8 protein-coding genes are annotated in these 11297 nt (G+C 75.7%); 2 read left to right on the top strand and 6 right to left on the bottom strand.

Annotation, left to right across the window (positions count from 1 at the left end):
- Positions 1–232 precede the first annotated feature (232 nt).
- On the top strand, positions 233–2098 hold the full coding sequence (locus tag OG559_RS02275; protein ID WP_405111793.1) for a hypothetical protein: 1866 nt from the start codon (positions 233–235) through the stop codon (positions 2096–2098).
- Between the two features lie 50 nt (positions 2099–2148).
- On the opposite strand, the gene OG559_RS02270 is transcribed toward OG559_RS02275, so the two are convergent.
- Positions 2149–2910 carry a DUF4157 domain-containing protein gene (locus OG559_RS02270; protein WP_405111790.1) on the bottom strand — a complete coding sequence of 254 codons (762 nt, stop codon included), beginning with the start codon at positions 2908–2910 and terminating at the stop codon, positions 2149–2151.
- Positions 2911–3523: 613 nt separating this feature from the next.
- Complete coding sequence (locus OG559_RS02265) at positions 3524–3673, bottom strand: hypothetical protein (protein ID WP_405111787.1); 150 nt, start codon at positions 3671–3673, stop codon at positions 3524–3526.
- Here OG559_RS02265 and OG559_RS02260 point away from each other — a divergent pair.
- The gene (locus OG559_RS02260; protein ID WP_405111784.1) at positions 3672–4031 is read left to right on the top strand and encodes a hypothetical protein; all 360 of its coding nucleotides are present in this window, start codon (positions 3672–3674) and stop codon (positions 4029–4031) included. The two genes, OG559_RS02265 and OG559_RS02260, sit on opposite strands and share 2 nt — an antisense overlap.
- Positions 4032–4075: 44 nt before the next feature.
- Here the strand turns inward: OG559_RS02260 and OG559_RS02255 are convergent, their stop codons facing one another.
- The 4 genes from OG559_RS02255 to OG559_RS02240 all read right to left on the bottom strand — a co-directional run bounded on the left by OG559_RS02255 (position 4076) and on the right by OG559_RS02240 (position 11242).
- On the bottom strand, positions 4076–6172 hold the full coding sequence (locus OG559_RS02255; protein ID WP_405111782.1) for an ATP-binding protein: 2097 nt from the start codon (positions 6170–6172) through the stop codon (positions 4076–4078).
- A 3-nt stretch (positions 6173–6175) separates the two neighbouring features.
- A complete protein-coding gene (locus tag OG559_RS02250; protein WP_405111779.1) occupies positions 6176–6802 on the bottom strand; it encodes a DUF4255 domain-containing protein in 627 nt (208 codons plus the stop codon).
- Positions 6803–6806: 4 nt separating this feature from the next.
- Positions 6807–10505 (bottom strand): VWA domain-containing protein, encoded by a 3699-nt coding sequence (locus tag OG559_RS02245; RefSeq protein WP_405111776.1) that lies wholly within the window; start codon positions 10503–10505, stop codon positions 6807–6809.
- A 113-nt stretch (positions 10506–10618) separates the two neighbouring features.
- Positions 10619–11242: a LuxR C-terminal-related transcriptional regulator gene (locus OG559_RS02240; RefSeq protein ID WP_387024591.1), complete on the bottom strand. Its 624-nt coding sequence runs from the start codon at positions 11240–11242 to the stop codon at positions 10619–10621.
- Between the last annotated feature and the right edge of the window lie 55 nt (positions 11243–11297).

Below are 11297 nucleotides of genomic sequence, written 5' to 3'. Positions count from 1 at the left end.
TCGGAGTGCCGCGAAAGTTGCCCGATGGGGCAGCGCCCGCGTGGCCGGACCTTCGGCTGTCCGCTCCACCAGGAGGCCGAGGAGGCAGATTCGCGAAGTGTCGGTCGACGGCTAAAGACGTGGACGACGCAACCAGAGGTGCCTACGATCGTCGATGCGCTGCGTCATTTCGGGGTTCGCAGGCATACGGGGAGAGGTTGTCACTTTGAGATGGTCAGTAACGGGCCGGAGCTTGGCCACTGCCCTGGTGGCGGTGGTCGGTGCCGGCGGGTTCGCCGTCGTGTCGGCACCGGGGGCGGCCTCCGCGGCTCCTTATCACGAGAGTCAGATACCGCTGCACATCGGCTACACCGACTCCGCCGACGCGCAGGTCGCCCATGAGTGGGAGGGCGACACCAACGCCCCGCTGGGCACCTGGCAGGACGGGGCGAGTCAGCTCCACACGTCCCGGGTCTACGCCACCTTCGACCTGACCGGCTTCGCCGCGCGGCAGATCATCGGTGGCAAGGTGTTCATCCGCGAGCAGAGCGCGGCCGAGTGCCCGAAGCGGGCCGTCGAGATCTGGCGTACCGCAGCGGTGACGCAGACGCCGACCTGGGCGGGTGCGCCGGCGGAGATCGAGAAGCTGGACGAGGCGGGCGACTCGACGTACTGCCCGGCCGATCTGGCGTTCGACGTCTCGGCGGCGGCCCTCAATGACGCCCGCGAGGACGACGGGCGGATCACCGTCGAGCTGCGGGTGTCGGCGCAGCACGAGAGCGACCTCAGCTACGGCCGCCAGCTCAACTGGTACAAGCGGTTGCAGTTCAGCGTCACCTACAACTCGTTGCCGGCGGTTGACGGCGACCACCTCTACAACGGCGGCTTCCCGTGCCGGGAGCAGGCCCCCTACCCGGCGCTGCCGGCCCAGCGCGCGACCCTCCAGGCAGTCGGCAACGACGCCGACGGCTGGGACAGTTTGCGGCTCGACGTCGGTGTCTGGCCGGTCGGCGATCCGGCGGCACGGGTCGAACTGAGCCAGGAGCACGGTCAGTCCGGCCGGATCATCACGGTCCAGGTGCCGGACACCGCGCTCGTCGACGGGACGACGTACGCCTGGCAGGCCCGGACCTCCGACGGTCTGGACACCTCCGCCTGGTCCCGGACCTGCTACTTCACGGTCGACCGCACGGCACCGCCGGCCGCCCAGGTCACCTCGGCCAACTATCCGAGGTCGAACGTCGGCCCCACCCCGGTCGGCGAGCCGGGGGTGTTCACCCTCTCCGGCGGCGGCAACCCCGACGTGGTCGGCTTCGCGTACGCCTGGGAGTCGATTCCCGTGTCCGGGTGCGCCTACGGCGACCTCGGGCAACTGGTCTGCCCGGATCCGGTGACCGTGCCGGGCACCGTGCAGACCGACGTTCCGGGCGGTTCGGCGACGCTGACGCTGAGCCCGCCCCGGGACTTCCTGAACACGCTGGTCGTGCGTTCGCTCGACCGGGCGGGCAACCGGTCGGCCGACACCCGCTACGAAATCCAGGTGCCGGACACCGACCCGACCGTGACGGTGGTGGGCGACCAGCCCGACTGGGGTGACGAGGTGACCGTCCGGATCGCGCCGCACGCCGGGGTCGCTCCGGTCACCGAGTACGAGTATCTGCTGACCGGGGGCACGAAGCAGACGGTCCCGGCCGGTCCGGACGGCAGTGCCACGGTCACCTTCACCGCCGACGAACCGACGGGCTACCAGCTCACGGCACGCAGCCGCAGCACGAACGGTTGGGTCTCCTCGGAGGCGTCGTGGTCGTTGCGCTTCAACCACCAGCCGCCGGGCGTCTCCTCCACGGTCTATCCCGGCATCGGGCAGGCCACCGGTGGCATCGGCGTGCCGGGGACGTTCGTCTTCTCGCGGCCGTCCAACTGGGACGAGGTGAGCGAGTACCGGTACAAGTTCACCGGTGACTCGGCGTACCAGACGGTGGCGGCCGGGCCGGACGGCACCGCCTCGGTCACCTGGACCCCGCCGTCACGCGGGTTCAAGACCGTGAGTGTGTACGCCGTCCGCCCCGACGGGAAGCAGAGCTACGTCGCGAAGTCGTACTCCTTCCGGGTCGCCTGACGGGCCTGCGCGCACCGGCACCATCGGCGTGACCGGGACGGCCGGCGAGGTCAGGAGGTCGAGTCTTCCTCAACCTCCTCCTCGCCGGCCTCCTGCCGCTGGACGTACGTCTGCGCCGACTCGTCCTCCTCGGACATCTCCTCGGCGCGCTGCACCTGCGGGTGGTCGTGCCCGTCGTGCTCGACGGCCCGTTGGACGGGGGCGGCGGCAGCCGGGGCGGGAGTGGCCGGGGCGGACATCAGCCGGTCGGCGTTGGCGACGGCCTCGCGCTCGAACCGGTCGGACGGGTCGCTGACCTTCAACCCGCCGCCCTGGTCGGTGCCGTCGACGGGGCCGCTGCGCTGCTGCACCACGTGGGTCAGCTCGTGGGCGAGCATGTGCTGCCCGGCCGACGACGCCGGGTCGTAGCTGTCGCGCTGGAAGACGATGTTCGACCCGACGGTGTACGCCTGCGCGTTGACCGACTTCGCCGACTCGTGCGCGGCCCCGTCGGCGTGCACGCGTACGTCGCCGAAGTCCTGCCCGCCGAACCGGGACTCCATGTCGGCCCGCACGTCGGGGGCCAGCGGCGTCCCGCCGCCGGAGTTCACCACCGAGTGCACCGGGGAACGTTCCGGCTCCAGCAGCTCCCCGACGGCCTGGTTGCCGACCGCCCGTTGCAGGCCGAGCAGCCCGGACGCGCCGAGCACGTCGGGGCGGCCGGCGGTGGCGGCGGCGTACATGAGGTGATCGGTGTCGCGCTCGGGGCCGGACGGCCGGTCACCGGCGGGGCGTGTCGCCGCCTCCGAGTCGAACTCGCGATGTCCGCGCATGCCGGGCCTCCTCACCGGGCCGACCCGACGCGATGACGGCAGGGTCTCCCGCCTCGACGGTCTCGTGTCGGGCCGATCCGGCACAGGGCGAGCCGGGTCAGCCGTAGGAGCAGCCCGGACTGCCCACTCGGGCAGCCCGCCGCGCCCTGGTGGCCCACGTCGACGCACTCACGGACACCGATCGCGGCAGACGGTCCCGATGCGGTCGCGGCGCCGGCCGCGCCTTGCCGGACGGACCTAACATCAGCGGTCCGGGCAACTGTCTATGTTGGACGGGAGGGCTCATGATCCTACGTCGATCGAAGCGTCCCATGTCGCCGCGGCGACCGCGCTCGGGCGCCCGCGAACCGGGCCGCCGGTCCTGGATGCAGGGCTGGGGGCTCAAGGCGGCCGTCATCTCGGCGGTCATCCCGCTCGTCGTCGCCGCCCTGTGGGCGAAGGGCGCCGGACTGGTGGATCACTGGGTCAGTCCCGCCCCGAGCGTCTCCGGGTCCGTGCCGCCCGTGGCGCCGGTGACGCCCGTGGCGGCCGCCGGTGGTCAGGCCCCGGGGCCGTCGGCCAGCCCCTCATCGGTCGGCCCGGCTCCGGACGGCTCGCCGTCGGACGTTCCACCTCAGCCGCCCGAGCCGATCTGGGACCCGACCGGCCCCCCGTCCGACGGGCCCACGTCGAGGCCCGCCCCGACGTCGAAGCCGAAACCGCCCCCGCCGAGCAACGAGGCGGCTGTCTCCGCGCGGGTGCGGCGGAGCGGAACGCTGGTCATGGCCGACTACACGGCGTACGACCTGGACTCGACGGCCGCCGACTGGAACCCGACCAGGGACGACTGGGGCTCCAGCCGCGACGTCGGGTACGCCTCGTGGTGGCCCGACGCCAGCAACGACGCCATCGTCAGCCGTGCGGACCCGAAGTACGCGGCGTCGCTGCCGGGCACCGGTCCTTGGCAGCGCGCCGACTGCGTCCGGGCGGGGTACGGGCAGCCGTCCGCCCGCCCGGTCGGGGATCGGCTGCTGGAACGCCGGGGAATCTGCGTGGTCACCTCGGCCGGGTGCTACGCGCTGCTGGTGGTGACCAGGGCGGTCGAGAAGCAGCTCACCGTCCGGGTCACCGTCTGGGAGTGACGTTCCCGCGTCCGGCAGCGATCTTCCGTCGCCGGGTGGCGGTCTCACACAGCCAGCCCCAGGTAGGGGCCGAACTCGCTCTCCAGGGTCAGCCGGCCGAGCTTGCGGTACTCCCGGCCCACCGCGCCGATCAGCTCGGCCATCCCCACCGGCCGTCCCGCCCCGGCGGCCAGGTACCCGGCGGTCACCGCCGCCGAGCGGATGTGCCCGCCGGCCAGCTCGAACGACTCGGCCAGGAAGCCCAGGTCCACGTCGGGGGCGCGGGGCACCCGGTCGCCGAGGCAGCGGTCCCACAGCGCCTTCCGGGCCGCCTCGTCGGGCACCGGGAAGTCGACCACCACGTCGAGGCGGCGGGTGAACGCCTCGTCCAGGTTGGCCCGCAGGTTCGTCGCGAGGACCGCCAGCCCGTCGAAGGTCTCCATCCGCTGCAGCAGGTACGCGCTCTCGATGTTGGCGTACCGGTCGTGGGCGTCGCGCACCTCGGAGCGCTTGCCGAAGATCGCGTCCGCCTCGTCGAAGAGCAGCACGCCGTTGACCCCGGCGGCCTCGCCGAAGATCCGCTCCAGGTTCTTCTCGGTCTCGCCGACGTACTTGTCCACCACCGTGGCCAGGTTCACCGTGTACAGGTCCAGCCCGAGGCTGCCCGCCACCACCTCGGCGGACATCGTCTTGCCGGTGCCGGAGTCCCCGGCGAACAGCGCGGCCACCCCGTGCCCGCGCCCGCCGCCGGGTCGCATCCGCCACTCGCGCAGCACCAGGTCCCGGTGCCGGGCCCGGCCGGCCAGCTCGTGCAGCAGCGACAGCGTCCCCGGCGGGAGCACCAGGTCGTCCCAGCCGACCTCCGGGACGATCCGCCGGGCCAGCCGCTCCAGGCCGGCCGCGTTCTGGGTACGCGCGCCCGCGCGCAGGTGCGCCGCGCCGACCGACTCGTTTGTGGCGGCGGCGAGCTGGACGGCCACCGAGGCGGCCCGCCGGATCGCCGGGGCGCCGAGGACGAAGTGCGCGGTGGCGGCGGCAGGGTCGAGCCCGTCGGCGACCGGGCCGGGCAGGGCGGCCCGCCACACCTCGGCCCGCTCGGCGGCGCTCAGCGGCACCACGTCGACCTGCACCGGTGCGCCGGCCGTCCACGCCGGGTCCCACGGCTGCGTCCCGTACGCCAGCATCGGAACCTCACCGGCGGTGAGCCGGGACCAGACCGCCCACGGCTCGTCGCCCCGCACCGGCCCGACGACCAGTCCCGCCCCGGTGAGCAGGGCCTCCCGGACCAGCACGGTGGCCAGCTCCGCCGCCTGCGGGTCGGCCGCGAGCCGGGGCAGGTCGACGGCGAGCGCGCCGCGCCCGGCCTGGTCGAGGGCGGCCACCGCGAGGGCCGTCGCGCTGCCGCCCGGCTTCTCCCGCAGGTACGCCAGCCGCGCCCCGGACCGGCCGAGCTGCTCGGCGCCGGGCGGCGGCGACCCGGCCGCGCCGACCGGCTCGGCGAACCCGACGAGCGACGGCTCGGGGGCGTCGGTGCCGAGCAGCCAGCCGCCCACCCGGTCGGGCACCCACAGCCCGCGGCTGAGCACCGGCCGGTCAGGGGAGTCGACGCGCAGCAGCGCCAAGTCGATCAACGGTGCCCCGGCGGCGAGCCGGAGCCGGGCCGGCGCGGCGGCCTCGGGCAGCCCGCACAGCCGCAGCGCCAGCCCGACCGAGGGGCGGCGGCGGGTCACGTCGTCGTTGAGGTACCCGTAGAACAGCTCGAACCGGCTGTCCACGTCCGGGGCGAGGGCCACCAGCAGCAGCGCCTCGTCCAGCGGGGTCAGCCCCGCCGCCCGGGCCAGCGCCGCCAACCGGTCCGGCCCGGGATCCCGCCCGGTTCCCCCGGGCCCGGCCGGCGCCCCGGCCGGCGTCGGCCCGGCCCCGGCTGCCGGCCCCGATCCGGCCGACGCCCTTGCCGAGGCGTCGGCCGGATCGCCCGGCCACGGGTGGAAAGGCTCCCGGCCGGCGTCGAGGGCGGCATCGACCGCCTCGTCGGACAGGTACAGCCCCCGGAAGGGGTCGTCGGGCTGCGGGTCGGACTCCCGGCGGGCCGCCACCGCGGCGCGTACCGCCAGCTCCACCCGCTGGAGACGGCGCAGCAGCGTCGGCGACCCCCGGGCCACGGCTCAGCTCCCGGCCGGGGTCGGCCGGTGCCGGACCCGGTCGGAGGCGGCGTCGCGGGCCCGGTCGGCGACCTCGGCCACCATGCCGTCGCGGGCCGGCGGGCCGGCCTCTACCACCCGGCCGCTGTCCACCGGCGTGCTGATCACGACGTCGAGCGAGGGCTTCAGCTCCCCGCCGAGCGCGGTCCACACGTCGGCGAACGCCCGGTCCTCCGGCGGCGGCAGCGCCACGGTCATCGGCACCGGCATGCCGATCGCGGCCACCGAGCCGGTCAGCACCGCCGGGGGAAGCGCGTCGAGGCGCAGGAAGCACAGCAGCAGCGACGACAGCAGGCGGTGCTCGTCCTCGGGGCGCTGGGTCCACGCGGTGACCAGGTAGGACAGCTTGATGTAGCGGGGCGGGGCGACCCGCCGGGCCACCTGGCCGCGCTCGTCGTACTCGTTGACCAGGCCCCGGGACCGGCGGCGCAGGTCCTCCCGGATGTCGTAGAGGTAGACGTTGACGGTGGGGGCGTTGCGCCGGGCCGCCCACTCCTTCGTCGGCGCCTCCAGCACGATGTCCACGCCGGACCCGGGCAGGGCCTCGTCGCGGACCAACCGGCGCAGCGCGTCGTCGACCTCGTGGATCACCCGCTCACCACCTGCCCCGGAAGGGCGGGTCGAGCCCGCGCGGCACCACCAGGAACGGCTCGGTGGCCCGCACCGGCCCGAAGGCGCGGCCTCCCGAGACCCGCGCGGCGGCGAGGTCGCGCGGGCCCAGCTCGTCCTTGCGCAGCACCAGCACCTGGGTACGGAAGCTGCCGTCCGCGTCGACGGTCACCGTGTCCGGGGTGGCGGTGATGCCGGGCTGCCAGCGCAGCCGCACCGTCGCCCCCGGGGGGAAGCCGGTGCCCACGGCGGCGGTCACGAACCCGGGTGGCCCGATCGCCGGGTCGACGCGCAGCCGCGGCGCGATCACCTGCACCGGCGCCTGCGCCGTGCGGGTCGCCGACACCTCCCGTACGGTCGCGGTGAGCCGCCCGGCGACCGCCGCGACGACCGCCGCCCGCGCGGGCAGCACGACCCTGACCACCTGCTGCCCGCCGGGGCCGAGCGTGCCGAGCAGGCAGAGCCGGCGTCCGGCCCCGCAGCGCGGGTCGGCGCTGACCGGCGGCAGCAGCGGGGTGGGCGGGGTGACGTCCAGCCAGACGTTGTCGGCCGGCAGGCGGCCGGCGTTGCGCACGGTGAAGGTGACGGGGACCGGGTCGCCGCCCAGGTAGGCCGGCTGGTTTCCGACGGAGACGGTGAGGGCGAGGTCCGGCGACGGCAGGCGCTGGAACGCCGGCTCCGACCCGACCCGCCGGATGACCGTCGTCGGCGGGCCGCCCGCGCCGGGCAGGACGACGATGTCCGGCGGCTCCTCGGACCCCTGGAGGGTCACCGCGATCCGCCGGCCGTCCGGGGACCACGCCGGGTCCGCCACCCAACGGCCGTCCCGGTCTCCGGCGGCGAGCGGGTGCCGGGCGGCGGAGCCGTCGGGCGCGACCACGCACAGGTCGGCGGGGCGGCTGCTGTCGGCGAATGCGATCGAGGCCCCGTCCGGGGACCAGGCCGGCGACCGGTCCGTCTCGCGGGCCGGGCAGCCGTCGCCGATCCGGGCGCTGAGGTCGGTCTGGTGGGTGACGGTCAGGGTGCCGGTGCCGTCGAGCCGGGCGAGCCAGATCCGGGCGCCGGTGAGCTGCGGGTCGGACACGATGATCAGCGCAGTGTCGGCGCCGGTGCGGCCGGCCCGGTCGGTGGCCCGGCAGGTCACCACGGTCTGGCCGACCGGGAACCGCGAGCCCGACGGCGGCTCGCAGCGCACGGGCAGCGGCCGGTTCGCCGCGTCCACGGCCGTGGCCTGGTAGGTCACCTGGGCGCCGGTCGGCCCGGTCGGGGCGACCTGCACGTCGTCGACCCGGACCAGCGGCAGGCCGGGCTGGGCGACCCGGACGATCAGCTCCTGCACGGCGTCCGACCCGGCCTCCGGCGGGTCGAGGTCGAAGCGCAGCGTGCAGCGCAGCACGGACCCGGGGACCGCCCCGGGCGCGACGGAGACGGTCTCGGTGAACCTGGCCGGCGTGCCGGCGTCCACCCTCGCCGGGTCCGGATCGAAGGCGACGGAGAGGCCGTCGTCGCAGGTGGCGCTCGGCCTGACGGTGACCTTCAGTTTCCCGATGGCCTCGATGATGGCCGTGATCATCTGCCCCGGGTCGCTGTTGGCCGTGAGCAGGCCGCCGGTGGCCTCGGCCAGTCGGCCGGCCGCGCCGTCGTAGTTCAGCCCCCGCTCGAAGTCCGCGCCGGCGATGGGTACCCCGATCAGGGCGATCCCGGCGGCCTGGAGCGCGCGGGTGAGGTCCCCCTCGTCGATCGCGCCCTCCTCCGGCGGCGGGAGGGTCTTGTCCACGCTGTCGGTGTCGCTGATCAGCACGACGATCCGGCTGCTGTCCGGGCGGAACCCGATCCGGTCGTTGCCGGCGAGCTGCCGCAGCGCGTAGAACCAGTTCTCCGTGCCGTACGGGCTCTGCGCGGTGAGCCGCTGCACGGCGGCGTCCACGGCCGCGTCGTCGGCGGTCAGCGACTGGCGGGGCAGGTACATGTCCGGGTCGTACTCCCCCTCGCCGCCGCGCCCGCTGAACGTGGCCAGGCCGAACCGCGCGTCCGGCTGGCTCGCCCGCACGCTCCCGATCACATCGGGCAGCCGGTCCCTGAGCTGGCTGATCACGCTCTCCCCGCCCTCACCGGGCTGGGACATCGAGGCGGTGTCGTCGACGAGGAAGACGACGTCCGGTCGGGGCGGGATCGGCGGGGTGGGCAGCGACTGCTCCACGGTGAACGAGGTGCCCGGCAGCGCCGGCCGGTCCACCCTCGGCACCGCCAGGTCGCTGCGCCGGGGGGTGGCCAGCCGGGAGAACGCGAGCCGCCGGCCGTCCGGCGACCAGGAAGGCTCGGCGTCGCGGCCGATCAGGTGCGGGGGCATCGGCACCTCGGCGAGGAGCCGCCCGTCGGCGACCGCGACGACCAGGATCCGCGAGGGGGCGTCGTCGTCCGACGGCTGCCGGGTGAACGCGACCGCCTCGCCGGTCGGGGACCAGGTCGGGTCGGTGTCCCGGTCCTGCTCGGCGGTGCCCGGCGGGGCGAGGGCGCGCGGGTCGGCGCCCGAGGCGTCGGCGACGACGACCCGGGCCCCGCCGCCGGGCTGGTCGGCGCTGTAGGCGAGCCGGGTGCCGTCGGGGCTGAACGCCGGCCCGGTCTCCGACAGGCCGGGCCGGGCGGTGTGGTCGCGGCGGTCCCCGCCGGTGGCGTCGGCGGTCCACACGTCGCTGGTGTCGGCCAGCTCGGTGGCGGTCCAGATCAGGTCGCCGCCCCGCCAGGCGGGCTCGTGCTCGGGCAGCGGGCCGGTGGCGACCGGGGTCACCCGGCCGGCCCGGGCGACGTACACGTCCCCGGCGGGGTCGTCGCGGGTGGAGGTGACGGCGATCCGCGCGCCGTCGGGGGACCAGGCCGGCTCCGCGGCGTCCCGGGGGCCCGGCAGCGCGCGGGTCACCGGGCCGCCGCCGGGGGCCACGGTGGCCACCGTACGGAAGGCCGGGTCGCCCGCCGGCGCGAACCGGGTGGTGGTGAAGGCGATCCGCGCGCCGTCCGGGGACCACGCGGGCTGTCCCTCGGCGGCCGGGCCGTCGGTCACCCGGATCGCGGCACCGCCCCCGGCCGGCAGCACCCAGACGTCCCCGGCCGGGTCGCCCCGGGTGCTGCCGAAGGCGATCCGGGCCCCGTCCGGCGACCAGGTCGGCCAGCTGTCCTCGCCCGGGTGGTCGGTGAGCCGGCGCAGCCCGGAGCCGTCGACCCGGACCACCCAGATGTCGGCGTTGCCGGCCCGGTCGCTGGTGAACGCGACCTGCCGGCCGTCGGGGGACAGGGCGGGGTGGGCGACCGTGCCGGGGCCGCCGACCAGCCGCACCGGCGACCCGCCCGGGCGGCGCAGGTAGAGCCCTCCGCCACGGTCGGCGCCGCCGGGGCTGGCCCGCCGCCCCACCCAGACCAGCCGGCCGGCGCGCGCGTCGACGTCCCGCTCGGCGTCGCCGCGCTCGTTCTCGGACAGCAGCGGACGGGGCGCGGCGGTGGCGTCCGCGCTCACCACCGGGGTCGGGCGCTCCTCGCTGCGGTAGCCCAGCCGGTAGCCCACCTCGGCGGCCGGCGGGGCCGGCGTCGGTGCGGGCGGTGCCGGCGGCGCGGGTGGCGCGGGCGCGGCGAGCGCCGACCCGGCCACCAGCCCGAGCACCATGACTCCCCAGCGGCGGTTGCCCCAGCGCACGACACCTCCCCGTGGTCACCCCTGTCCCCACCGTGGCGACCCCCGGCGGGGCGGGTAGCGGCGGTCGGTGCCGGCCTGCGGGCAGTGCGGCCTGCCCGATAAGGCAGCGCGGCTCAGATCAGGCCGTTGCGCAGCGCGTACGCCACCGCGTGGCAGCGGTTGCGCAGGTGCAGCCGGTTCGTCACGTCGTGCAGGATGTTCTTGATGGTCCGCTGCGAGTAGGAGAGCTTCGCGGCGATCTCGGCGGTGTCGAAGCCGTCGGCGACCAGGCGAAGCACCTCCACCTCCCGGTCGGCCAGGCCGGAGAAGGTCAGCCCGCGCGGCCCGAGCACCTCCCGTTGCAGCGCACCGACCTGCTGGAGCAGCCGGCCGAGCAGGTCCGGCGGGACGGCGCCCTCGCCCGCCGCGGCGGCCCGGACCACCGCGACGAGGCGGTCCGCGCTGGCCTCCGACCGGCGGACGATCCCCGCGACGCCGTGTTCCACGGCGGCGACCAGCCCGGCGTCGTCGACCTGGGTCACCACCAGCACCAGCGCGGGCGTGCCCCGGCTGCGCGTCGCACGCAGGGTCCGCAGGGACGACTCGTCGATGCCGTCGGTGATGATCACCGCCACCTCGGCCCGGTCGGCCTCGGCGTCGTCGAGCAGCAGCACCTCCGGCCGGGGCCGAAGCTGGCTGACCACCCCGGCGCGCGAGATGACATCGGTGGAGGACAGGTGAACTGGTACGCGTCGCATGAGCACCCCCGGTGCGCTGGGACGATCGGTGACGCCGAGTATCGCCCGCCGCACC

This window comes from Micromonospora sp. NBC_01405, from assembly GCF_045040155.1.
Lineage (GTDB): Bacteria > Actinomycetota > Actinomycetes > Mycobacteriales > Micromonosporaceae > Micromonospora.
This window is presented reverse-complemented; position numbering and strand designations above follow the sequence as displayed.